General features: G+C 68.3%; 22 protein-coding genes. 9 read left to right on the top strand and 13 right to left on the bottom strand.

Features of this window, described 5'->3' with window-relative positions; genetic code table 11:
- The first annotated feature begins 35 nt into the window (after positions 1 to 35).
- The 6 genes from AC5RW2_RS06265 (at position 36) to AC5RW2_RS06240 (ending at position 8,224) form a co-directional block, all read left to right on the top strand.
- Complete coding sequence (locus AC5RW2_RS06265) at positions 36 to 1,046, top strand: glycosyltransferase (protein ID WP_493999989.1); 1,011 nt, start codon at positions 36 to 38, stop codon at positions 1,044 to 1,046.
- Positions 1,043 to 2,548 carry a hypothetical protein gene (locus tag AC5RW2_RS06260; protein WP_494073788.1) on the top strand — a complete coding sequence of 502 codons (1,506 nt, stop codon included), beginning with the start codon at positions 1,043 to 1,045 and terminating at the stop codon, positions 2,546 to 2,548. Before AC5RW2_RS06265 ends, AC5RW2_RS06260 begins: the two co-directional genes overlap by 4 nt.
- 179 nt (positions 2,549 to 2,727) lie before the next feature.
- Positions 2,728 to 3,753, top strand: a complete 1,026-nt coding sequence (locus tag AC5RW2_RS06255; protein ID WP_494073787.1) for a 3-oxoacyl-ACP synthase III — start codon at positions 2,728 to 2,730, stop codon at positions 3,751 to 3,753.
- The gene (locus AC5RW2_RS06250) at positions 3,747 to 6,389 is read left to right on the top strand and encodes an alpha/beta fold hydrolase (RefSeq protein ID WP_494073786.1); all 2,643 of its coding nucleotides are present in this window, start codon (positions 3,747 to 3,749) and stop codon (positions 6,387 to 6,389) included. The genes AC5RW2_RS06255 and AC5RW2_RS06250 overlap by 7 nt, the downstream gene beginning before the upstream one ends.
- 44 nt (positions 6,390 to 6,433) lie before the next feature.
- A complete protein-coding gene (locus AC5RW2_RS06245) occupies positions 6,434 to 7,399 on the top strand; it encodes an NAD-dependent epimerase/dehydratase family protein (protein WP_494073886.1) in 966 nt (321 codons plus the stop codon).
- A gap of 9 nt (positions 7,400 to 7,408) precedes the next feature.
- Positions 7,409 to 8,224 carry a serine hydrolase domain-containing protein gene (locus tag AC5RW2_RS06240; RefSeq protein WP_494073785.1) on the top strand — a complete coding sequence of 272 codons (816 nt, stop codon included), beginning with the start codon at positions 7,409 to 7,411 and terminating at the stop codon, positions 8,222 to 8,224.
- 4 nt (positions 8,225 to 8,228) lie between these two features.
- Here the strand turns inward: AC5RW2_RS06240 and mutM are convergent, their stop codons facing one another.
- The 6 genes from mutM to coaD all read right to left on the bottom strand — a co-directional run bounded on the left by mutM (position 8,229) and on the right by coaD (position 12,310).
- A complete protein-coding gene (gene mutM, locus AC5RW2_RS06235; RefSeq protein ID WP_494073784.1) occupies positions 8,229 to 9,224 on the bottom strand; it encodes a bifunctional DNA-formamidopyrimidine glycosylase/DNA-(apurinic or apyrimidinic site) lyase in 996 nt (331 codons plus the stop codon).
- Positions 9,217 to 9,936 (bottom strand): ribonuclease III, encoded by a 720-nt coding sequence (rnc, locus tag AC5RW2_RS06230; RefSeq protein WP_493999996.1) that lies wholly within the window; start codon positions 9,934 to 9,936, stop codon positions 9,217 to 9,219. Before rnc ends, mutM begins: the two co-directional genes overlap by 8 nt.
- Positions 9,937 to 9,947: 11 nt before the next feature.
- Positions 9,948 to 10,151, bottom strand: a complete 204-nt coding sequence (gene rpmF / locus AC5RW2_RS06225; RefSeq protein ID WP_127511582.1) for a 50S ribosomal protein L32 — start codon at positions 10,149 to 10,151, stop codon at positions 9,948 to 9,950.
- 2 nt (positions 10,152 to 10,153) lie between these two features.
- Positions 10,154 to 10,717 (bottom strand): YceD family protein, encoded by a 564-nt coding sequence (locus AC5RW2_RS06220; RefSeq protein ID WP_494012331.1) that lies wholly within the window; start codon positions 10,715 to 10,717, stop codon positions 10,154 to 10,156.
- 119 nt (positions 10,718 to 10,836) lie between these two features.
- Positions 10,837 to 11,769, bottom strand: a complete 933-nt coding sequence (galU, locus tag AC5RW2_RS06215) for a UTP--glucose-1-phosphate uridylyltransferase GalU (protein ID WP_494073783.1) — start codon at positions 11,767 to 11,769, stop codon at positions 10,837 to 10,839.
- Between the two features lie 58 nt (positions 11,770 to 11,827).
- Complete coding sequence (gene coaD / locus AC5RW2_RS06210) at positions 11,828 to 12,310, bottom strand: pantetheine-phosphate adenylyltransferase (RefSeq protein WP_494073782.1); 483 nt, start codon at positions 12,308 to 12,310, stop codon at positions 11,828 to 11,830.
- A 63-nt stretch (positions 12,311 to 12,373) separates the two neighbouring features.
- Between coaD and AC5RW2_RS06205 the strand changes: the two genes are divergently transcribed.
- The gene (locus AC5RW2_RS06205) at positions 12,374 to 13,615 is read left to right on the top strand and encodes an aminotransferase class I/II-fold pyridoxal phosphate-dependent enzyme (RefSeq protein ID WP_494049798.1); all 1,242 of its coding nucleotides are present in this window, start codon (positions 12,374 to 12,376) and stop codon (positions 13,613 to 13,615) included.
- Positions 13,616 to 13,618: 3 nt separating this feature from the next.
- On the top strand, positions 13,619 to 14,389 hold the full coding sequence (locus AC5RW2_RS06200; protein ID WP_494012334.1) for a spermidine synthase: 771 nt from the start codon (positions 13,619 to 13,621) through the stop codon (positions 14,387 to 14,389).
- Here AC5RW2_RS06200 and rsmD read toward each other — a convergent pair.
- The 4 genes from rsmD to AC5RW2_RS06180 form a co-directional block, all read right to left on the bottom strand.
- Positions 14,372 to 14,962: a 16S rRNA (guanine(966)-N(2))-methyltransferase RsmD gene (gene rsmD / locus AC5RW2_RS06195; RefSeq protein ID WP_494025703.1), complete on the bottom strand. Its 591-nt coding sequence runs from the start codon at positions 14,960 to 14,962 to the stop codon at positions 14,372 to 14,374. The genes AC5RW2_RS06200 and rsmD overlap by 18 nt on opposite strands.
- A gap of 3 nt (positions 14,963 to 14,965) precedes the next feature.
- Complete coding sequence (locus AC5RW2_RS06190) at positions 14,966 to 17,161, bottom strand: ATP-dependent DNA helicase RecG (protein ID WP_494000003.1); 2,196 nt, start codon at positions 17,159 to 17,161, stop codon at positions 14,966 to 14,968.
- Positions 17,151 to 18,089: a DAK2 domain-containing protein gene (locus AC5RW2_RS06185; protein WP_494001269.1), complete on the bottom strand. Its 939-nt coding sequence runs from the start codon at positions 18,087 to 18,089 to the stop codon at positions 17,151 to 17,153. Before AC5RW2_RS06185 ends, AC5RW2_RS06190 begins: the two co-directional genes overlap by 11 nt.
- 148 nt (positions 18,090 to 18,237) lie before the next feature.
- Positions 18,238 to 19,281 carry an LCP family protein gene (locus AC5RW2_RS06180; protein WP_494073781.1) on the bottom strand — a complete coding sequence of 348 codons (1,044 nt, stop codon included), beginning with the start codon at positions 19,279 to 19,281 and terminating at the stop codon, positions 18,238 to 18,240.
- Positions 19,282 to 19,406: 125 nt separating this feature from the next.
- Between AC5RW2_RS06180 and AC5RW2_RS06175 the strand changes: the two genes are divergently transcribed.
- Positions 19,407 to 19,886 carry a DUF3515 domain-containing protein gene (locus AC5RW2_RS06175; protein ID WP_494000005.1) on the top strand — a complete coding sequence of 160 codons (480 nt, stop codon included), beginning with the start codon at positions 19,407 to 19,409 and terminating at the stop codon, positions 19,884 to 19,886.
- 36 nt (positions 19,887 to 19,922) lie between these two features.
- On the opposite strand, the gene AC5RW2_RS06170 is transcribed toward AC5RW2_RS06175, so the two are convergent.
- Genes AC5RW2_RS06170 through AC5RW2_RS06160 form a run of 3 tightly spaced genes read right to left on the bottom strand, consistent with a single transcriptional unit; the run spans position 19,923 to position 22,887 of the window.
- Positions 19,923 to 21,059: a D-alanine--D-alanine ligase family protein gene (locus AC5RW2_RS06170; RefSeq protein WP_494001270.1), complete on the bottom strand. Its 1,137-nt coding sequence runs from the start codon at positions 21,057 to 21,059 to the stop codon at positions 19,923 to 19,925.
- A gap of 11 nt (positions 21,060 to 21,070) precedes the next feature.
- On the bottom strand, positions 21,071 to 22,105 hold the full coding sequence (locus AC5RW2_RS06165; protein WP_494022893.1) for an NAD(P)H-dependent glycerol-3-phosphate dehydrogenase: 1,035 nt from the start codon (positions 22,103 to 22,105) through the stop codon (positions 21,071 to 21,073).
- Positions 22,102 to 22,887, bottom strand: coding sequence for a lysophospholipid acyltransferase family protein (locus AC5RW2_RS06160; protein WP_494073780.1), 786 nt, complete (start codon positions 22,885 to 22,887; stop codon positions 22,102 to 22,104). Before AC5RW2_RS06160 ends, AC5RW2_RS06165 begins: the two co-directional genes overlap by 4 nt.

Genomic DNA, 22,887 nt, shown 5'->3' with positions numbered 1-22,887 from the left:
GCCAGTCCACGTCCCGGTGAGGAGTGCTTTCGCCAGTGTCAGATCCAGCCCGTCATCCAGGGCAGCGCATTGCCGCCATTGTCCCCTGCCACAACGAAGAACAGACAGTCGCCACCGTCATCCGGGATCTGGAGCTCGCCGTCCCGGGGATAACGGTCTATGTCTACGACAACAACAGTTCCGACCGGACCGCCGAGCTGGCGCGGGCCGCCGGCGCCATCGTCCGGACGGAAACGCGCAAGGGCAAGGGCAACGTCATCCGGCGGGCGTTTGCCGATATTGACGCCGATATCTACGTCACGATCGACGGCGACGACACGTACGAGGCAGCGGACCTGCCACGCCTGATCGACGCCCTGTTGGACGGACCCTACGATCATGTGCTCGGCGTTCGTGCCGACACGTCGGAAACCGGGTCGTACCGCCCGGGGCACGCCATGGGGAACCGGATGTTCAACCGGGTCGTCAGCGTCCTCTTCCGATCCCAGGTTTCGGACATGTTGTCGGGATATCGCGTCTTTTCGCGCCGCTTCGTTAAGTCATTCCCCGCCGTGTCCAAGGAATTCGAAATCGAGACCGAATTCACGGTGCACGTCACGTCACTGCGGCTGCCGCAGGCCGAGGTCGAGGTCGGATTCCGCCAACGGCCCGAGGGGAGCGAAAGCAAGCTCAATACCTATTCGGACGGCTTCAAAATCCTGTCCCTCATCTTCGAGCTCGTCCGGCATGAACGGCCGGCCCTCTTCCACGGCATCATCGCCGCGGTGCTGGCACTGGCTTCGCTGGGGTTGGGGGTGCCCGTGATCGTCGAGTTTTTCGAGACCGGCCTGGTGCCCCGCTTCCCGACGGCGATCCTGGCTGCTGCCGTGATGGGCCTGGCTGTACTGGTGGGTTGTATCGGCATCATCCTCGACGGCCTAAAGCGGGGACGGCATGAAGCAGCGCGCCTGGCATACCTGCGCCTGGAGCCGCCGCAGCACCGGCAGGATGCAGGCGGGGCGTGGGCGGACCCGGCCCACGCCCGTCTGGACGGGACGAACACGTGAGCGATTCATCGGCACGTTCCCCCCGTGCCCGGGCCGGCGGCCCGAGGGGTGTGCGCACCGCTTGGACTGCGGCGGACTACTGGTGGCTTACAGTCTTGGGCGCCTCCGCTTTCCTGGCCACGGCTTTTCTGTGGGTGGCGAACCACCCCGGGCGGATGACGAATGATTCCTCCCATCAGCTCAAGCAGGTTCTCGGCCTGATTCCGCTGGACGACTGGCACCCCGCCGTCATGACCGTCGGCTGGACAGGGTTGTACAGACTGACCGGCGACGTCGGCTCGCTGGTGCTGGTGCAGGTCGCGGTGACGTTTAGTGCCGCGCTGCTCTTGGCCGTCTATCTTCACGATCTCACCCGCAGCCGGCTCATGTCCTCGCTCGCCCTCGCGATTCCGTTGCTGCCGTTCACCATCACGTTTCTGGGCGTGTTGTGGAAGGACGTGCACATGATGATCGCGTTCTTCAGCGGCACCGTCCTCATCCTGCTCGCCGAGCGCTTCCCGAGGCTCCGGTATCCGTTGCTCGCCCTGTCGCTGTTGTTCCTGCTGTACGGAGCGATGGTCCGGAAAAACGCGTTCTTTGCGATCCTTCCCCTCGTCTTCCTCCTCTACCGGGCCTGGCGGAACGCATCCCCCAAGCGGCGCAGGCGGCTGACAGCCAGCCGGCGACGCGTGCGGGGCGGATATGTCATGGCCGCCGCGACGTTCCTGGTGTTGATACTGGGCACGGGCGGGGCGTTCAACGCCGCATTCCAGCCCAAACCCACCGGCCAGCTATCCCAAGTCTTCCTCGACGACATCATCTTCACCGTGCCCGCCGAAGAGATAAGGGCCGCGGATATTCCCCAGGAACTGGAAGACAAACTGCTTGCCGCCCGCGAAAAATGCCGGGCCGAAGAAGCTATTTGGGATGCCTATTGGAAGTGCTACGGCCGCGGGGCAACCGGCAAATCCTTTGAACCGATCGCTTATCAGTCGGAGGTCCGGGACCTGTGGATTGATGAAGTGGTGACGCATCCGGCCCGCTACCTGTACTACCGCGCCGAGACGTACGCCCGGTTCCTCTTCACCAGCAAGCTGGAATTCGTCGGTACCGGCGCGGAGGTTGTCCCCGCTGAGTACCGCGTGGAGCCGTCGAAGGCGGACAACATCCTCTACGACTACGTGGTTGAGTTCGGCCTGAAGACTTTTCCCTGGTTTTTTAAGGCCTGGTTTTGGCTCGCCGCCTCGATAGCGCTGATCGTGGCCCTCCCCAAGGCACGGCACCTGCGGCCGCAGGTCGCGGCCCTGGGCTGGTCGGCGCTCCTCTACCTGGTGGGATACTTCCCCATTGTGCCGGCAGCCGACTACCGCTACAGCTATTGGCCCGCCGTCGCCTGCACACTTGCAGGGGTGCTCTTTCTGGCGGACCGCCGCTTAAACAACAAGGGAATTCCAAAAGATTCCAGCCCGCATCCAGGTGGATCCGAACGCCCCCTCGAATCACGCTCCGGGGCCCCCGAGTAACGTCTGCAAGGCGATCCGAGGCACGGGCAAAGGCAGCCGGAGAGACAATGACCACACACGCATGCCATTCTCTGCATGTGCGGAACGCTGGTTCGGGGTGCATAGTTAAGAGTTCGGGTACCAATGGGGGATTCTCCGTGTACAGGTGAACGTCCCCGAAGACGAATAAAGGCTGGATATTGATCGGTAACGCGACGTTTCGACATGACAACACGGCGCTGCTGGCCGTCTCGAGCGTGGAGGCCCCGGTAGCCGTCACTTCCGCCGACTTCGACGACCGGCTGGCACCCAGCCTGAAGCGCCTGAAGCTCTCCCGGAAGCTGCTGGAACGTGTTGCCGGCGTGACCGAACGCCGCTGGTGGTCGCCCGGTTCATCATTCGACGACGCCGCCATCGAAGCCGGCGCCAAGGCCCTCGCCGAGGCCGGCGTGGAGCCGGGCCAGATCGGCCTGCTGATCAACACCTCCGTCACCCGCAAGAACCTTGAGCCGTCCGTCGCGGTGAAGATCCACCACGGGCTGGGGCTGCCGTCGTCGGCCATCAACTTCGACCTGGCCAACGCCTGCCTGGGCTTCGTCAACGGAATAACGCTGGCCGCCAACATGATCGATGCCGGGCAGATCAAGTACGCGCTGATCGTCGCCGGCGAGGACGCGCAGCCGACCCAGGAAACCACCTTCGAGCGGCTGAACCACCCGGATTCCACCCGCGCCGACTACCTGCGCGAATTCGCCACGCTGACCCTGGGGTCCGGGGCCGCCGCGGCCGTGATCGGCCCCGCCGACGCCCACCCCGGCTCGCACCGGATCCTCGGCGGCGTCTCCCGCGCGGGCACCGAACACCACGAGCTGTGCGTCGGCGGGCCCGCCGGCATGTTCACGGACACCAAGGGCCTGCTGGAGAACGGGCTGGAACTGGTGGTCAACGCCTGGCACGAGGCCCACCGCGACGGCTGGAACTGGACCGCCATGGACCGGTACGTCACGCACCAGGTCTCCACCTCGTATACCAACGCGATCATCAAGGCCGTCAACCTGGTCCGCGAGCGTGTGCCGATCACCTTCCCGAAGTGGGGCAACGTGGGGCCGGCCTCGCTGCCGATGACCCTCGCCCAGGAGGCCCAGACCCTGGGCACCGGCGACCGCGTGCTCTGCATGGGCGTGGGCTCCGGATTGAACACCACCATGATGGAGATTGCGTGGTAGACACCCCCCTCTGGCCCGGCGTCGACCCGGCCTGGTCCCGCCGCGTCCGCGTTCGCTCCACCGCCGCCGTAGACCAGGCCGGCAGCGCCCACACCTGGCACCTCCTGGACAACGGCCCGCAGTTGGCCGAACGCGGCATGGAACCAGCCGGCACCCTGCTGTGCGTGCACGGCAACCCCACCTGGTCCTACCTGTGGCGCAGCCTGCTGGCCGCCGCCGGTGACGCCGCGGCCCCGTGGCGCGTGGTCGCCGTCGACCAGCTGGACATGGGCTTCTCCGAACGCACCGGCAGCTTCCGCAGGCTCGAGGACCGGATCACCGACCTGGGCGACCTGACCGCAGAACTGGGCATCACCGGCCCCGTCGTCACCGTCGGACACGACTGGGGCGGCGTGATCTCGCTGGGCTGGGCCACCCGGCACCGCGACCAGCTCGCCGGCGTCGTCCTGACCAACACCGCCGTCCACCCCGCCGGGTTCGGGCTGCCCGCCCCGCTCAAACTGGCGCTGCACCCCGCCGTGCATCGCTGGGGAACGACGACGTCGGCCGCCTTCCTGCGCGTCACGCACGCCTTGGCGCATCCTCCGTTGGCGAAGGACGTCAGGGCCGCGTTCATGGCCCCGTACCGGCACCCGGCCCGCCGCACCGGGGTGGGCAACTTCGTGGCCGACATCCCGGCCGACGAGGCCGCGCCCAGCTGGGACGCGCTGAACGGGGTGGCCGAGGGCATCCGCAGCCTGGACGTTCCGGCGCTGATCCTGTGGGGCCCCAGGGATCCGGTGTTCTCCGACCGCTACCTGCGCGACCTGCTGGACCGGCTGCCGCAGGCCGACGTCCACCGCTTCGAAGGCGCCGGACACCTGCTCCCCGAAGACCGCGACATCGCCGGCCCCGTGTTCACCTGGCTCGACGCCGCCGTGGCCGGCGGCGGGCACGCGGCCGCCGCCCAAGGGCCCCGGGTTGCGGCCCCCTTCCGCTCCATGCTCGCCGAACTGGACGAACGCCGGACCGACGACTCCCCCGCCGTCGTCGACATGGCCCCGCTGGGCGCCGCGGCGGCAGGACAGCGGACGCTGTCCTGGGCCGAGCTCGCCGGCCAGGTGGACCTGCTCGCCGACGGCCTGGCCGGGATCGGCGTGAAAGCAGGCGACCGCGTCAACCTGCTGGTTCCGCCGGGCATCGAACTGACCAGCCTGATCTACGCCTGCCTGAGGCTCGGCGCCGTCGTCGTGGTGGCGGACGCCGGGCTGGGGCCCGCCGGCCTGAGCCGTGCGATCAAGGGGGCCGGCCCCCGGTTCATCATCGGCATCGAACGCGCCTTCGCGGCCGCGCGGCTGTTCGACTGGCCGGGCGAGCGGATCAGCGTGACCGAAATGGGCGGGGCCAAGCGCCGGCTCTACGGGGTCGCCCACACGGTGCCCGAACTGCTCGAATCCGCCGCCGCTGCTGCGGCTGGCCCGGGCGGCGGCCGCGCCGGGCGCACCGCCCCCAAGCCCGACGACGACGCCGCCATCCTCTTCACCTCCGGCTCCACCGGGCCGGCCAAGGGCGTCGTCTATACGCACCGCCGGCTGGCCGCCATGCGGGACACCCTCAAGGAGACCTACGGGCTGGAAGCCGGCACCTCGCTGGTGGCCGGCTTCGCGCCGTTCGCCCTGCTGGGCCCGGCGCTGGGGGCCACCTCGGTGACCCCGGACATGGACGTCACCGCGCCCAAGACGCTCACCGCCGCGGCCCTGGCCGATGCTGCCGCGGCGGTCAGCGCCACCGCCGTCTTCGCCTCGCCGGCCGCCCTCGCGAACGTGCTCGCCACCGCCGACGGCCTCACGGACGAACACCGGGTGGCCCTGGCCGACGTGAAGCTGCTGCTCTCGGCCGGCGCGCCGATCCCCGAGCCGCTGCTGGCCAAGATGCAGTCGCTGATGCCGTCCGCCCAGCTGCACACCCCCTACGGCATGACCGAAGCGCTGCCGGTGACGGACATCAGCCTGGCGGAAATCCGCGCGGCCGGTTTCGGGAACGGCGTCTGCGTCGGCACCCCGGTGGCGGGGGCCACGGTGGCCATCGCTGCGGTGGCCCCGGACGGCAGCGTGGCGGAACTGCCGACAACCGACCCCAACGTCACCGGGGAGATCCTCGTGAGCGCCCCGCACGTCAAGGACCGGTACGACCGGCTCTGGATCACGCAACGGCACAGCGCGTCCGTGCCCGGCTGGCACCGCACCGGCGATGTGGGCCATCTCGACGCCCACGGGCGCCTGTGGGTCGAGGGCCGGCTGGCGCACATCATCACGACGGCGAACGGCGTCGCCACCCCGGTGGCCGCCGAGCAGGCCGCGGAAACGCACGACGGCGTCCGGCTGGCCGCCGTCGTCGGCGTCGGTCCCGCGGGCGCCCAGGTCCCGGTCGCGGTGCTGGAGACCGTGCCGCCGTCCTCGAAGCCGGACACCGCGCCGTACGCCCTCGGCGCCGAGGTGCGCACCGCCGTCGCCCGCGCCACGGGTCTGGAGCTGGCCGCCGTCCTGGTGCTGCCCGAGCTGCCCACCGACATCCGGCACAACTCCAAGATCGACCGCGCCGGGCTGGCCGTGTGGGCCGGCAAGGCGCTGGCCGGCGGACGGATCACCGCACCGTGAGCGCCGCCGAGACCCGGACCGTCCTCGTCACGGGTGCCAGCGGGATGCTCGGCGCGGCCGTGGCCCGGCTGCTGCTGGCGGAGGGCCACGGCGTGCGCACCTTCCAGCGCCGCCCCGCCGCCGGCGTGGGCTCCGCCGTGGGGACCGTCCTCGGCTCGCTGACGGACGCCGACGCCGTCGCCCGGGCCGTCGAGGGGGTCGACGCCGTGATCCATCTGGCGGCGAAAGTTTCGTTCACCGGCCCGTGGAGCGAGTTCGTGGCCACCAACATCGACGGCACGCGGACCCTGCTGGACGCGGCGAGGTCGGCGGGCGTGCGCGACGTGGTGTTCGTGTCCTCCCCCTCGGTCGCCCATGTCGGCGAGGCCATCGCCGGCGCCGGCGCGGGGACGGCGGACCCGGAAAGGGCCCGCGGCAACTACGCCCGGTCCAAGGCCGCCGCCGAGCTGCTCGCGCTGGCCGCGGACTCCCCCGGCTTCCGGGTCGCGGCCGTGCGCCCCCACATCGTCTGGGGCCCCGGCGACACCCAGCTGGTGGAACGCGTCATTGCGCGGGCCAGGGCCGGCCGGCTGCCGCTGCTGGACAACGGCGCCGCGCTGATCGACACCACCTATATCGACAACGCCGCGGCAGCCATTGTCCGTGCGCTCGAACGGATGGACCAGGCGCACGGCCAGGCCCTGGTGGTCACCAACGGCCAGCCCCGGCCGGTCGGCGAACTGATCGCCGGCATTTGCCGGGCCGCCGGCGTGATGGCGCCCGCTTGGTCGGTTCCCGGCTGGCTGGCCCGCGGCGCCGGCTCGGTTATCGAACGGGCCTGGACGGCCGCCGGAGCCCGCGGGCTGGTCCGCGACGAACCGCCCATGACGCGCTTCCTCGCCGAGCAGCTGTCGACCGCGCACTGGTTCGACCAGCGCCGCACCCGCGAGGTGCTGGACTGGGTGCCCGAGGTCAGCATTGAAGAAGGGCTGCGACGGTTGGCAGCCCATTACGGCGGAACGACGAGGTAGGAGCAAGCATTGGAAAGCGTGAAGCTGATCGATTCCTGGCCGGTGGACAACGCGGCCACCGCCGTCGTCGCGGCCGACGGCGCCGTCGTTGCCTCCCATGGCGACCAGCAGCGGCGCTTCCCGCTGGCGTCCGTGACCAAGCTGCTCAGCGCCTATGCGGTGCTGCTGGCCGTCGAGGAAGGCGCGCTGGAACTGGACCAGGCGGCGGGCCCCGAGGGCGCCACCGTCCGCCACCTGCTGGCGCACAGCGCCGGCTACGACTTCGGCGACCGCACCGTGCGGTTCTCCCCCGGCGACCGGCGGCTCTACTCCAACGCCGGCTTCGAGGTGCTCGGCGAGACGCTTGAGGCCGCGGCGGGCATGGCCTTCGCGGACTACCTGCGCGAGGGCGTGCTCGTTCCCCTCGGCATGAAGGACACCAGCCTGGACGGCTCCCCCGCGGCCGGGGCGACCTCCACGTCCGCCGACCTGTCCCGTTTCGCAGCGGAACTGCAGCGGCCGTCGCTGCTGGCCGCCGCCACGGTCCAGGAGGCGACGCAGGTGGCCTACCCGGGGCTGGCGGGTGTGCTGCCGGGGTTCGGCCGCCAGCAGAACAACGACTGGGGCCTGGGTTTCGAGATCCGCGGCCACAAGGAGCCGCACTGGACCGGCAGCAAGAGCTCGCCGAAAACGTTCGGACACTTCGGCCAGTCCGGCACCTTCCTCTGGGTGGATCCGGAGGCCGGCGCCGCCTGCATCGCGCTCACCGACCGCGACTTCGGGCCCTGGGCCGCCGACGCGTGGCGCGATTACACGGACGCGGTGCTGGCGGAGCTGGGACGGTAGCCCGTTACCAGCGGCCGTTCCGGGGCCTCGGCTGGCAGGCCGGGCAGGTGTAGGACGACCGGTTCATGAAGGTGTCCCGGCGAATCTTCGTGGACAGACCCAGGGCGCTGCAGCGGTGGCAGGACCCGCCCTCCCGGCCGTAGGCGTTCAGCGACCGTTCGAAGTATCCGGAGGCGCCGTTGACGTTCACGTAGAGGGAATCGAAGCTGGTGCCGCCGGCCTCGAGCGCCCTGCTCATGACGTCCCGGCACGCGCTGAGCAGCCGCTCCGCTTCCTTGCGGCGCAGGGTGTCGGTCGGGCGGGCGTAGTGCAGCTTCGCGGCCCACAGGGCTTCGTCGGCATAGATGTTGCCGATGCCGGAGACCAAGGCCTGGTCCAGAATGGCGCGCTTAATGCCGGTCTTGCGGGCACGCAGGCGCTGGTAGAACGCCTCGAAGGAGAAGGCGGGGTCGAGCGGGTCGCGGGCGATGTGGGAGGCCTCGACCGGGATCAGCGGCAGGCCGGTCTCGGACATCCCGCCGGCATGGCCGTCGGGAGTGGGCATCAGGTCGGCCAGGAACATGCCGCCGAATATCCGCTGGTCCACGAACCGCAGCTCGGCCGGCATCGGCGGGCCGTCGGGTCCGCCGGCCGGACTGAGCGTCAACCGGACCTTCAGGTGCTTCTCGTCGGGCTGCCCGCTGTCTTCGACCAGCAGCTGGCCGCTCATGCCGAGGTGCGCCATCAGGGCGAGTTTGGGCTCGTCGGGCACGGCATTAACGGCGCCCGGGTGCGGCGAAGGGTCCGGCGTGGTCTCCAGCAGCGGCATCCAGAGGAATTTCCCGCGCCGGACGACGTCGGCCACGTGGGCGCCGATGAGGTTGCCGCGCAGGTCGTCGGCTCCGAGGGCGTGGCGCCGGATGGAACGCTCGTCCAGGACGTCCACTCCGGTGATCGTCCGCCCGCGGACCCACTGGGCGAGCCCGCGGCGGACAACCTCCACCTCAGGCAGTTCAGGCATCGGAGTCGGCGGTCTCCGTCACCGATACGGGCAGCGAGGCACGCAGCGCCCGCCACGTGGTGGCGGCCGCTTCCTGCTCGGCTTCCTTCTTGGAATGTCCGGTGCCGCGGCCGTATTCGGTGGTGCCGATCAGCAGCGTGGCCACGAAGGTCCGGGCGTGGTCCGGGCCCGATCCGTCCACCCGGTAGGTCACGGTGCCCATCTTCCGGGCGGCGGCCAGCTCCTGGATGCTGGTCTTCCAGTCTGTGCCCGCGCCCAGGGCGTCGGCGTCCGCCAGGAGCGGCCCGACGAGGCGCATCACCAGCTGGCGCGCCGTTTCGATGCCCTGGCACAGGTAGGCGGCGCCGAAGAGGGCCTCCATCGTGTCGGCCAGGATGGAGGACTTGTCGGCCCCGTTGGTGAGCTTTTCGCCCTGCCCGAGCAGCACATGCCGGCCGACGTCCAGGCTGCGCGCGATGCCGGCCAGCGCCCGGGTGGAGACGACGGCGGAGCGCCGCTTGGCCAGTTCGCCCTCGGGCAGGTCCGGGTTGTCCCGGTACAGCGCGTCGGTCACGGAAAAGCCCAGGATCGAGTCGCCGAGGAATTCCAGGCGCTCGTTGGTCGGCAGTCCGCCGTGCTCGTAGGCGTAGGAACGGTGGGTTAAAGCAAGACGGAGCGTCTCGGCGTCGATATCAACGCCGAGACGCTCCAAAAGCTCTTCAGTTGAAGGCATGCCGGACGTTGTTACGCGTCGGCTACCTTGCGGCCCTTGTACTCAAGGAACAGCGCGGTGCCTGCCGAGTCGGTGACAACCTTGGCCTGGTGCGGCAGGCTGTAGGTGACACGGCCGTTCTCAACGGTCTTGACCAGGTTGGGCGCAGTGGCCTTCCACTGGGACCGGCGTGCGCGCGTATTCGAGCGGGACATCTTCCGCTTGGGAACAGCCACGGCTAACTCTCTTCTCTCTCGTCTGACTCTTTACTTTCGGGCGCCTCATCGGCGGCCGTACCGGCCAACCCGGCAAGGGCTGCCCAGCGAGGATCCACGACCTCATGGTGGTGACCCGGATCCTCTTCAAGGCGCATCCCGCATTCCGGGCACAAGCCTTGGCAGTCTTCCCGGCACACCGGCTGGAACGGCAGGGCGGTCACCACTGCGTCCCGCAGCGCCGGTTCGAGATCGATCAGATCGCGCTCAACCCGCCGCTGTTCGTCCTGTTCTTCTTCCTCGAGGAGTTCAGCTTCCTCGTAGTAGAAGAGTTCCTGCACATTGACGTCGAGGTCGTACGCGATGGGATCCAGGCAACGCCCGCACTCGCCCGTGACAGCCACGGAAACGGTGCCGGAAACCAGGATTCCCTCGTGCACGGCCTCAAGCTTCAGGTCCAGCTCCATGTCGGAGCCTTCCTGAACGCCAATGAGTGCTGCCCCGAAATCCTTCGGCGCAGCGATACGTTCTTCAAGAGTCCGCATGGTGCCCGGGCTGCGCCCGAGGTCCTTGACCGCAAGGGTCAAGGCCGAACTTTGATCATGGTTCAAGACCACAGTACTGAGAACTCCTAAAGAACATACGACCGACGTATCATCTTAGCCCGGATCTCCCGCGGGCCCAAACCGGCGGCGCTGCGGGGGTGTCAGTCCCGTCCGGCGGGCTCCAACGGCCTCTCGGCCTGGATCTGTGATGCCAGGTCGACGATCCAGGAACGCAGCTCAGGTCCCAGGTCCTCGCGCTCCGTGGCCAGGGAGACGACGGCCTTGAGATAGCTGAGCTTGTCGCCGGTGTCGTAGCGGCGCCCCTTGAAGACCACGGCATAAACACCGCCGCCGGCCTCCTCGGAGCCGGCCAGCACCTGCAGCGCGTCCGTCAGCTGTATTTCTCCGCCGCGGCCCGGCGGGGTCTCCTCCAGGACGTCGAAGACCGCGGGGTGCAGGACATAACGTCCGATCACGGCCAGGTTCGACGGCGCCTCGGCGGCGTCGGGCTTCTCCACCAAGCCGTTCACCTTCACGTGCGCCGCGCCGTCGATGCGCCTGATGTCCGCGCACCCGTAGGCGCTGATCGCTTCCGGATCGACCTCCATCAGGGCAATGACGGAGCCGCCGGTCGCCTGCTGGACCGCGATCATCTCCGTGAGCAGTTCGTCGCGCTCGTCGATCAGGTCATCGCCCAGCAAGACGGCGAAGGGCTCGTTGCCCACATGCTGCCTGGCGCAGAGAACGGCGTGGCCGAGCCCCTTGGGGTCGCCCTGGCGCAGGTAGTGAATGTCGGCCAGCTGGGAAGATTCCCGGACCGCGGCCAGCTTGTCGGCGTCGCCCTTGTCCTCCAGGGTTTGCTCGATAAACGGGACCCGGTCGAAGTGGTCCTCCAGGGAACGCTTGTTGCGCCCGGTGATCATCAGCACGTCGTCCAGGCCGGCGCGCGTCGCTTCTTCGACGACATATTGGATGGCCGGCTTGTCGACGACGGGCAGCATTTCCTTCGGCATGGCCTTGGTGGCCGGCAGGAACCTGGTCCCCAGCCCGGCGGCGGGCAGAACGGCTTTTCGTACGGATTGAGCTTGAGGCATGGTCAAACGTTAGCAAACGCGGGCTCCGCCGCAACCGCCGGAAGCGATCCGGGCCGGGCTATCGGAGCTGCTCCGCGGCGCGGAAACCGGCGAGCACGGCCTTCGGCACGAACTCCGAGATATCCCCGCCCAGCGAGGCAATCTCCTTGATCAAGGTCGACGACAGGTGCGTGTAGCTGCTCTCCGCGGCGAGGAAAACCGTCTCGATGCCGGCCAGATGCCGGTTCATGTGGGCCATCGGCAGCTCGTAGTGGTAGTCCTGCGACGAGCGCAGGCCCTTGACGATGACGCCGGCGCCGTGGCTGCGGCAGTATTCGGCCAGCAGGCCTTCACCCATCGCTTCAACGCTTACGCCGCGGAGGTAGGAGAGCGTCTCGCGGGCCATGGTCAGCCGCTCGTCCAGGCTGAAGCGGTATTTCTTGGCATAGTTTGTCGAGACGGCGACGATGACCTCGTCGTACATGCTGGCGGCACGGGCAATGATTTCCACGTGGCCTTTGTGGAGCGGGTCATAGGATCCTGGGCAGACGGCACGGCGCATAGAGTCGAATCTAGTCGATCCGGGCGGGCGGTGCACCACGCTTCGGTGGTAATACTGGGAGTCATGAGCACAGCTATGCGGCAACTCGTTCACGGCCGGCGGGCCGGCGTTCCGGCGCCGTGGCAGCGGACCGCGGCCGGATCGAACCTCCTCGGCGACGACGGCGGCCTCGGCCTCACCATTTTCGAGGAAATGACGACCCTCGCCGCGCGGACCGGCGCCATCAATCTGGGGCAGGGGTTTCCCGACGAGGACGGCCCGGCGGAAATCGCCGCCGCCGCCATCGACGCCATCCGCGCCGGAGCCAACCAGTATGCTCCGGGCAAGGGAACACTCACCCTGCGCAGCGCCGTTGCCGCCCACCAGCAGCGGTTCTACGGCCTGTCACCGGACCCGGAAACCGAGATCATCGTCACGACCGGAGCGACCGAGGCGCTGGCAGCGACGTTGTTGGCCCTGAGCGGACCGGGCGACGACGTGCTGACGTTCGAGCCCTTCTATGACGCGTACGGGGCGATCATTGGCCTGGCCGGAGCCCGGCACACCACGGCCCCGCTCCTCGCCCCCGATTTCCAGCCGGACCTCGACTCACTCGAAGCGGCCTTTTCGGAGCGCACCCGCATCGTCCTGGTCAACAACCCGCACAATCCGATGGGCAGCGTTTTCTCCCGCGAGGCCCTGTTGCGCATCGTCGAGCTGGCTGAGCGCTACGACGCGCTGATCGTCACCGACGAGGTCTACGAGCATCTGACCTTCGATGCACCGCACATCCCCATCGCCACCCTGCCGGGAGCCGCCGAGCGGACGCTCACCATTTCGTCGGCCGGCAAGACGTTTTCGTTCACCGGTTGGAAGGTCGGCTGGCTCTCCGGCCCGGCGGACCTCGTAGCAGCCGTCCGCACGGTCAAGCAATTCCTCACGTACAGCTCGGGCGCACCGTTCCAGGATGCGGTGGCGGCGGGGCTGGGGCTGCCGGACTCGTTCTACGGCGGGATCGCCGCCGGCCTGAAGGCCAAGCGGGACCTGCTCAGCGACGGATTGCGGCAGGCCGGCTTCGATGTCTTCACGCCGCAGGGCACCTACTTCGTCAACGTGGACACGGCACCGCTGGGTATCACCGACGCACTCGACCTGGCCCGCCGGATGCCCGGGCTGATCGGCGTGGCCGCCATCCCGGTGCCGGTCTTCTGCCACCCCGACGGCGCCGAGCGGACCCGCTCGCTGCTGCGCTTCGCGTTCTGCAAGCGGACCGAGGTCCTGCAGGACGCCGCGCAACGCCTCGCCTCCCTGCCGGACAGGATCTGAGCCGTGGCCGAACGCTACCTGCGCGGCACCGGCCTCCACGCCGGAATCGACAAGGACGACCGGGTACCGGGATCCTACGTCCTGAGCATTGGCGGCGCCGAGCAATCGCACGTCAACCTGCGTCATCCCGGCGACGTGTTCTACGAATACCTGCGCCGGATCGCCAACGTCGTCGACCTGGCGGGCCCGGCAGGGGTCCCGCTGCGTTGCCTCCACCTGGGCGCCGGCGCCCTGACGCTGGCCCGGTACGTGCAGGCCACCCGGCCCGGTTCCCGGCAGGTCGCCGTCGAGCTGGAGCGGGAGCTGCTGGACTTCGTCCTCGAGCACCTTCCCATGCCCGACGGCACGGACCTGACGGTCCACTTCGGCGATGCCCGGCATGAACTGGCCTTCGGGGACATCGAGGGCACCTTCGATGTGATCGTGCTGGATGTTTTCGCCGGCGACGACGCCCCGGAGCACCTGACCACGGCGGACTTCTACGCGGAGATGCTGGAGGCTTTGGAACCGGACGGGGTGCTGCTGGTCAACGTCGGAGACGACCCGCCGCTGGCGTTCGCCAAGCGGCAGATCGCCGAGCTCGCGTCCGTCGCCGGTTCGGTGGCGGCGTTGGGCGAGGCCGGCATGTTCGGCAGCCGGAGGGCGGGCAACATCGTCCTGGCCGCCCGCGGCGGTTTGTGGCCGCCGGAATGGTCGGCCGCCCTGCTGGCGGCGGGCCCGCACCCGGCGGCGGTCCTCAGCGGCCCGGAGCTCGATTCATTCGCCCGCAGCTGACGGGTCCACGGCGGGTTCGGCGAACCAGAGACGCGTCTCGCCGTACTTCCGGACGGCGAACCGGACGAGGCCTTCGGGCCATTCCGGTTCGGGTGACCGCGAAGAGCGTTCGACGACGACGACGGCGCCGTCGGCGAGGAATCCGGACAAGGAGGCGAGGATGCCGGCGAGCGCGTCCTCGGCCAGCGGGTACGGCGGGTCCATCAGCACCAGGTCCCAATGGTGTCCCGGCGGAAGGTCCTTGAGGAACCGTTCCGCCTTCATCCGGTGCACCGTGGCCGTCTTCCGGCCCAGTTTGCCGTTGACCAGCTCGGCGTTGCGGCGGCAGACCCCCGCGGCTTTGTCGGCCGCTTCGACCAGGTCCACCGTGGCGGCGCCGCGGCTGGCGGTCTCGACTCCCAGAGCCCCGGAGCCGGCGAAAAGGTCGAGTACCCGGGCGCCGGCCACGACATCGTAGGACTCCAGCCGGGAAAACAACGCCTCCTTGACCCGGTCCGTCGTCGGCCGGGTGTTCTCCCCGGGCACGCTGGCCAGGGCCAGTCCCCCGGCCACGCCGGCCACGATGCGGCTCACCGGTTACCCGCGCTCAAGGAAGGCCTCCCGCTCGGGGTTCAGGTACAGCTCGATGGCGGCCGCCAGCTCGGGATACCGGGCCAGGGTAGAGTCCCGCTGCAGGATGGCCGTGGCGTCTTCCCGGGCACGGGCGATAACGGCCTCGTCCTTGATCACGCGCAGCAGCCTCAGGGTGGATTTGCCGCCGGACTGGGACGCCCCGAGGATGTCGCCTTCGCGACGCAGCTGGAGGTCTGCCTGCGAGAGTTCAAACCCGTCGGTGGTCGCGGCTACGGCCTGCAGCCGCTCGCGGCTGGGGTGCCCGGGCTCCAGCTGCGTGACCAGCAGACAGGTGCCGGGGAGCCCGCCGCGGCCCACCCGTCCGCGGAGCTGGTGGAGCTGCGAAATGCCGAAGCGGTCGGCGTCCAGGATCACCATCATGGTGGCGTTGTGCACGTCGACGCCGACCTCGATGACCGTGGTGGACACCAGGATGTCCAACGTTCCGTCGTTGAACGCCGCCATGGCAGCGGCCTTCTGCTCCGGCTCCATCCGGCCGTGCAGCATGCCGATCCGGATTCCGTCCAGGACCGGCAGCCCGCCCAGGTACTCGACCAGGGCGGCCACCGATGCCATGGGCCGCTGTTGCTCCGGCTGCCCTGACAGCTCGTCCGGCGGATCGGCCTCTTCGAGCTCGTCATCCCCGATCTTGGGGCACACGACGTAGACCTGCCGGCCGGCGGCGACCTCCTCCCGGGCCCGTTCCCAGATCCGGTCCTCCCAGGCAGGATGTTCCTGGAGGGCCACCAGGTGGGTGGTGATCGGAGCGCGGCCCGCGGGCAGCTCCGTCAGCACGGACGTTTCCAGGTCCCCGAAGACGGTCATCGCCACCGTCCGGGGAATGGGCGTGGCAGTCATGACCAGCAGGTGCGGTGGCGTGGCCGAGCGGCTCCGGAGGCGATCGCGCTGTTCCACGCCGAAGCGGTGCTGTTCGTCCACCACCACGAGGCCGAGGTCAAAAAACTGCACCGTGTCGGACAGCAGGGCATGCGTGCCGACGACGATGCCCGCCTCGCCTGCCGCCACATCGAGCAAGGCCCTGCGCTTGGCCGTTCCGGTCATCGAGCCGGTCAGCAGCACGACTTTAGTGCCGTCGGGATCGCCGCCCAACATGCCGCCCTGCGCCAACGGGCCAAGCGTCCGGGTGATCGATGCGAAATGCTGGCCCGCCAGGACCTCGGTCGGCGCGAGCAGGACGGCCTGGCCGCCCGAGTCGACCACTTGCAGCATGGCCCGCAGGGCAACCAGGGTCTTCCCCGACCCGACTTCCCCCTGCAGCAACCGGTTCATGGGTGAATCTCCGGCCAGCTCCGCCGCGATCGTCGCGCCGACCTCGCGCTGTCCCGAAGTCAGGTCGAAGGGCAGGCGGGCGTCGAACTTGTCGGCAATACCGCCCTTCCGGCCCGGGCGTGCGGTCGCCTGTTCGGCCGCGGCGATGGCCCGCTTCCGCCCGAGGGCCGCCTGCAGGACCAGCGCTTCCTGATAGCGGAAGCGGTCGCGGGCCGCGCTGGCGGCTTCCATCGTCGAGGGCCGGTGGATCTGTTCGTAGGCCTCAGCCAGTGAGAGCATTCCGTCCCGTACGGCGATGTCGGTCGGGATGGGGTCCCCCAGGCGCCCGAAGTCCACGGCATCGAGCAACAGGTCAACGGCCGCCTTGATGCGCCAGCTGCCCAGTTTTGCCGTCGCCGAATACATGGGCACCGGGCGCAGGGCCTCCTCGGCGTCGAAGTCGAAGGCGTCTTCGAGCAACTGGTAGTCGGGGTTGGTCAAGGTGAGGTTTCCGCGGTAGGACGTCACCTTGCCGGAGAACATGGCGATGGTCCCCGGCCGCAGTTCCCGTTCCGCCTGATAGCCGTTGAAGAAGGTGAGGCTGATGTCCGAGGAATTGTCGGTCACGACGACCTCGGTCAGCGAACCGCGGCGGGCCCGCATCTTGCGTGAACTGGAGCTCAGCACCCGTGCCACCAGGGTTGCGTCCTGGTCGATCGGCAGCTCGGCGATCATGGTCAGCTCTCCGCGCTTCATGTATCGCCGCGGGAAGTAGTTGAGCAGTTCCCCGGTCACCGTCATGCCCAGGTGCTTTTCGAGTGCCGAGGCCGAGCGCTTGCCCAGCCGCCGCTCCAGCGGGACGCTCAGCTCGTCGGCAGGGTCAACCGCCATGGTTCTGCTCCGGCGGGCCGGCCAGCTCCGTCATGCTGACGTTCATCGGTTCACCCAGCTCCCGGATAACCTCCAGGGCCGCGTCGCCGTCCGGCACGTGCGCGTGGACGCGCCAACGGTACCCGCCCTCGATTTCAGTCACGGCGCTCATGATGACCGAGTCGCCCAGCTCGTCCAGTTTCAGGCGCAGCGTCGCGGCGTCGAGGGGGCTGAGGTTGACGGTGCACATGACCTCGACACCTTCGTGCACGTGGTCCAGGTGCAGGTGCGGATCCTGCACGTTGTAGCCGTGCAGGCCGTCCAGCAGTTCCGGCTGCAGTTCCACGCCCAGGGCGCTGGCCCGCAGGGTGTCCATGATGAGCAGGAACCCGACGGCGCCGGCGTCGACGATGTGCGCCGATTCAAGTGCCCCGAGCTGTGTCTCGGTCCTGACGACCGCGGCCACCGCCTCTTCCACGACCGATTCCAGCGTTGCCGCCAGGCCGTGGTTGCTGTCGTCGCCGTTCTTCGCCGCATGTACCGCCGATGCCGCCCGCGAGACCGACGCGATGACGGAGAGCATGGTGCCCTCCACGGGCTCGCTCAACGCGGACCAGCACCTGATTTCGGCACGCTGGAGGGCCGCGGCCAGCAGCGGCCCCGTCAACCGGGTCGTGCCCCGCAAGGGTTCGGCCAGGGCGGCCAGGAAAACGGACAGCAGGGTGCCCGAGTTCCCGCGCGCTTCTTCCATCGCCGCCTGGCCTGCTCCGGCCAGGAGTTCGCCGATGTCCGCCGTCCGGTTTTCGGCGGCCGACTTCGCCGCCGCCCGGACGGTCAGATAGAGGTTGGTCCCCGTGTCGCCGTCGGCCACCGGGAAGATGTTGATGGCGTTCAGGCGGTCGCTGTGGTTGCCGAGGACGACCTCGGCCCTGGACAGCCAGCGGCGCAGCGCTTCGGCATTGGCAGCAATTTTCGTCTGCAAAGGGGTCCCATCTGCATGCGCCGGCGATGCCCGCCAACGATCGATCTCAGTCCTCCGGCGTTACCTGAGCCTACCGCAGCCGGCTCCGCTCACCGGCATACGGCCGCGTCGCGGCTCACTCGAGATCCGAAGTACTCAGATATTCGCCGAGGCTGTCGTTCTGCAGCGCGTCGGCTATCTCGGCGATGGCCGCCTCGTCCGGCACGACGATCGACTGGCCGTCCGCGGAAGTGCCGGTGCCCAGGGTCGGAAGGGTGAACATCTGAACGTCGCTTGACCGTACATCCCGAAGCGAGACGCCCAGGGAGCCTGCGGTCATGGCGTCGAATTCGCTGTCAACGCTCACGAACGGGGAAAATTCGTCGACTACCTCGTTAATGCGCACGGGGTTTGTCAGTGTCTCGGCCGTCAGGAACTCGGACATCAGAGCCTTGACGAAGAGCTGTTGGTTGCGCACGCGCTGATAGTCGCCGTCGCCGAAGGCCTTGCGCTCGCGCACGAAGGACAGGGCAGACTCGCCGTCCAGAGTCTGGGTGCCCGCAGGGAAGAACTCGCCGGTCGACCCGGTTGCCGAGAAGGCCGCCGGATTGTTGATCTCCACCCCGCCCAAGGCGTCGGTCAGTTCCTTGAACCCCGAGAAGTCGATGATGGCGACGTGGTCGACGCGGGTCTCAAACAGCCCTTCGATGGTTTCGACGACAAGCGGTACCCCGCCGAACGCCATGGCGGCGTTGATCTTGTGCTCGCCCTGGCCCGGTATGTCCACCCAGGTGTCGCGCATGATCGACATGACGTAGACGTTCTCCCGATTCTCCGGGATGTGCATCAGCATCATGGTGTCGGAGCGGCTGCCGTCCGAGACCTCGGTCAGATTCTGCGTACCCGTGGCGCGGCTGTCGGAGCCCATCAGAAGAATGTTGACCGTCTTGTCGTTCGGGTCCTTCTCGGCCCGATTGTCCGGGAAGGCCGATTCGATCGTTTGGGACTTGCTGTTGAAGGAGTTGGCCAAGTTGAACAAGTAGCCACCTCCGACGATTGCAGCGACGACAACGATGCCCACGAGGGTAAAGAAGATGGTGCGGATGGGATCTTTCTTCCGCTGGCGGCGCTGCCGCCGCGGGCGGTATTCGTTGTCGTGGTCAGCAGTCAATGGGGTCACTTCCTAGGGGTGAGGCTACCTAAAAGGATAAACCCCGCGGGCGACTCCTCACCGCAGGGCCGGTCTGGCGTGGCTGCGGTCACTGTCGCTCCGGCGGGCCGCGATGGTCGGGATACGCTGGCTGTATGACCCGCGCCTTCCCCCGACGCCGCCGTTTTGCCGTCCTTTTGTCGCTAGGAGCCCTGGGCAGCCTCACGGCGTGTTCGCCTGTTGTCGACGTTGACGCCGCTCCGGACGCGGCAAACCCCGGATGCGCCCCGATGATGGTCATCCTCCCCCAGTACGTCGCCGATTTCCCGCGCCGTGAAACGAGCAGCCAGGCGACCGCCGCCTGGGGGGACCCTTCCCAGGTCATCCTGCGGTGCGGTGTGCCGGTTCCCGGCCCGACGACGGACCAATGCGTCTCGGTCGACGGCGTCGACTGGGTACTGCGCGAAGGCGAGAACGGCTACTGGACGGCCACGACCTACGGGCGCACCCCGGCCACGGAACTGCTGTTCAAGCCCGATGACGTGGCAGAGAGCTCCGTGTTGATGGACATCTCGGCGGCGGCGTCGGAGATCCCGCAGGAACGCGAATGCCTGAGCATTTCCGACGTCCTGTAGGCGGCACGGCCGGCGACACCGCGCTGGCCGGCATGGTCAGCGGAGGCCGGTCTTGCGGTTGAGGGCCAGGTACAGCAGCTCGTCGATCAACTCGGTGTAAGGCAGTCCGGATTTCGCCCACATCTGCGGATACATGCTGATCGGCGTAAACCCGGGCATGGTGTTGATCTCATTGATAATGAGCTCGCCGTCCGGCGTGTAGAAGAAGTCGACCCGGGAGAGTCCCTCTCCCCCGAGCGCGTCGAACGCCTGTGCGGCGAGTTCGCGCACTCGTTCCGTGGCGTCGGCGGGCAAATCCGCCGGGCAGCTGAGGGCGGCGGCCGTACCGTCCAGGTATTTCGCTTCGAAATCGTAAAACTGATGCTCGCCGGGCTGGACGGCGATTTCCCCGGGCAGGCTGGTGCGCGTCGGTTCTGTTCCCCTGCCCTGCAGCACCGCTACTTCAATCTCGCGGCCGATGATGCCGGCTTCGACAACCACCTTGGGATCGTGTTCGCGGGCGGCCTCCACGGCGTCGCGCAGGCCGCCCGGCTCGGCCACCCGGGTGATTCCCATGGAGGAGCCCGCACGGGCCGGCTTGACGAAGACCGGGAACTGGAGCGTGCCCAGACGTTCGAGCACCGCGTCCGGGTCCTGCTGCCACTGACGGTCGGTGATGACCTGGTAGGGACCGACGTGGAGGCCGGCCGATTCGAAGACCACCTTCATATAGTGCTTGTCCATGCCGACGGCAGAGGCCAGTACGCCGGCGCCGACGTAGCGGACGTCGGCCATCTCCAGCAACCCCTGAAGCGTTCCGTCCTCGCCGAACGGCCCGTGCAGCAGCGGCAGCACCACGTCGACGTTGCCCAGGCTCTGCGGAACCTGCGCGGCCGGCGCGACCATGAGTTCCGGCGTGTCCCGCCTGCTGGCCAGCACGACGGGTTCGGCGGACGTACTGATCTCCGGCATTTTCCCCGAGGCGAGCGACCACTGGGCCGGATCATCGGCGACCTGGACCCACTGGCCGTTGCGCGCAATTCCGATGGGAACGACGTCGTACTTGTCCTTGTCGATGGCCCCGAGAACCCCGGCCGCGGTGACGCAGCTGACGGAATGTTCGCTGGACCGCCCGCCGAAAAGGACGGCAACGCGGGGTTTGCGGCCCGGCGAGGGGGCGTTCGCGGCGGGAATGGTCTCGTCGTTCACTGGAGTTCACCTTCGGATTTGAGTTCACGGGTCAACAGGCGTGGCGCCAGCGCCTCTACGGAAACCTGCCCCTCCAGGACGGCAACCACTGCCTCGGTAATCGGCATGTCGACGCCCACCTTGGTGGCCAGATCCAGCACGGCGCGGCCGGACTTGATGCCTTCGGCCGTTTGGGTCATTCGTTCCGTCACCTGGTCCAGGGTCAGGCCTTCGCCCAAGAGCCGTCCGGCTGTGTGGTTGCGCGACAGCGGCGACGCGCAGGTGGCGACCAGGTCGCCGAGCCCGGCCAGCCCGGCCATCGTCTGGACCTCTCCCCCGAGGGCAAGGGTGAGCCTGGTGGTCTCGGCCAGTCCGCGGGTGATGACCGTCGCCTTGGTGTTGTCTCCCATGCCCTTGCCGTCGCAGATTCCCACGCACAGGGCAATGATGTTCTTCACGATGCCGCCGATCTCCACCCCCGTGACGTCCGAGTTCGTGTACGGACGGAAATAGCTGGCGGTGCACAACCGCGCAATCCACTGCGCGGTGTCGTCGTCCGTGCAGGCCACCACCGAGGCGGTCGGTTCCTTGCGCGCAATCTCGAGCGCCAGGTTGGGACCGGAAATGACGGCCACGTGGGAGTCTGACAGGCCGAGCTCTTCCTTGATGACTTCGCTCATGCGCGCATCGGTCCCGCGCTCCAGCCCCTTCATGAGCGAGACGACCACTGCCTCCGGATCGAGCAGCGGCTTCCAGGACGCCAGCTGCGGCCGGAGGGTCTGGGCGGGAACAGCGAGCACCACCAGCGGCGCGCCGCGGAGGACTTCGGCGACGTCCTCCGAAGCGACGATGTTCTCCGGCAGCGCGATGTCCCGGAGGTACTTCGCATTCCGGTGCCGGGAATTGATTTCCTCCGCCACTTCGGCGCGCCGGGCCCAGAGCCTGACCTCGACCTCGGGGTGGGCGTCCGCGACGACCTTGGCAAAGGTAGTGCCCCAGCTTCCTGCTCCCAGAACGGCGATGTTGGCAGGCAGGTCGGGGCGTGCTGTCACAACTTCTCCTCGGGCGGTAGCTCTTCTGTATGCACCGGTTCGCCGGAACCAAAGTCCCGGCCCATGGCGCTTTGACCGTGAGCAGAAGGATCCCAGCGGACGGCGGGCGCTGCCTCGCCGCGTACTTCGGCCAGCAGCGCCGTGATGCTGTCCATAATCCTATTCGTTGCGGCCTCGAGAACGGTCCTGGTGATCGGCAAGCCGCTGAATTCGCTCAGGTCCACCGGCGGTCCGGCCGTGACGTGTGCCGTCTTGCGCGGAAAAAGGCTGGGCCTTTTCGCATAACGGGGCAACAGCTCGTTGGCACCCCAGTGCGCCACCGGAATAACCGGTGCGCCGGTCTGCAGCGCGAGCCTTGCCGCCCCGGTGCGCCCGCGCATCGGCCACAGGTCCGGGTCCCGGGTCAGCGTCCCCTCCGGGTAGATGATCACGGCCCCGCCTTCGTCGAGCACCTCCCGTGAGACGTCAAGGGAACGGTTTGCGCCCGAACTGCTCCGCTCCACCGGTATCTGCCGGGCCGCCGTCAACAGTTGCCCGACCACCGGGATCTTGAACAGCGAGGCCTTCGCCAGGAAGTGCGGAAGGGCGCCCTGGTTGTAGACGTAATGGCCGACCACGAGCGGATCGATTTCGGTGTTGTGATTCGGACAGACGATGAATCCCCGGTCCTTGGGGAAATTCTCCGTTCCCGTCCAGTTGCGCCGGAGGACCAGGTTCAGGACTGGCCGGACAACGCCGGCGAGGACACCAATGACCACCCGCTCTTTGGAGTCTGCTCCCAT

Source organism: Arthrobacter sp. B0316-1-20, from assembly GCF_059091865.1.
This window is presented reverse-complemented; position numbering and strand designations above follow the sequence as displayed.

What these genes read in the sequence shown, in the direction of transcription:
- AC5RW2_RS06245 (WP_494073886.1), top strand. Translation starts at nt 6,434, where the DNA reads ATGCTCGGCGCGGCCGTGGCCCGGCTGCTGCTGGCGGAGGGCCACGGC.
- mutM (WP_494073784.1), bottom strand. Translation starts at nt 9,224, where the DNA reads ATGCCTGAACTGCCTGAGGTGGAGGTTGTCCGCCGCGGGCTCGCCCAG.
- rnc (WP_493999996.1), bottom strand. Translation starts at nt 9,936, where the DNA reads ATGCCTTCAACTGAAGAGCTTTTGGAGCGTCTCGGCGTTGATATCGAC.
- galU (WP_494073783.1), bottom strand. Translation starts at nt 11,769, where the DNA reads ATGCCTCAAGCTCAATCCGTACGAAAAGCCGTTCTGCCCGCCGCCGGG.
- coaD (WP_494073782.1), bottom strand. Translation starts at nt 12,310, where the DNA reads ATGCGCCGTGCCGTCTGCCCAGGATCCTATGACCCGCTCCACAAAGGC.
- AC5RW2_RS06205 (WP_494049798.1), top strand. Translation starts at nt 12,374, where the DNA reads ATGAGCACAGCTATGCGGCAACTCGTTCACGGCCGGCGGGCCGGCGTT.
- AC5RW2_RS06190 (WP_494000003.1), bottom strand. Translation starts at nt 17,161, where the DNA reads ATGGCGGTTGACCCTGCCGACGAGCTGAGCGTCCCGCTGGAGCGGCGG.
- AC5RW2_RS06175 (WP_494000005.1), top strand. Translation starts at nt 19,407, where the DNA reads ATGACCCGCGCCTTCCCCCGACGCCGCCGTTTTGCCGTCCTTTTGTCG.
- AC5RW2_RS06160 (WP_494073780.1), bottom strand. Translation starts at nt 22,887, where the DNA reads ATGGGAGCAGACTCCAAAGAGCGGGTGGTCATTGGTGTCCTCGCCGGC.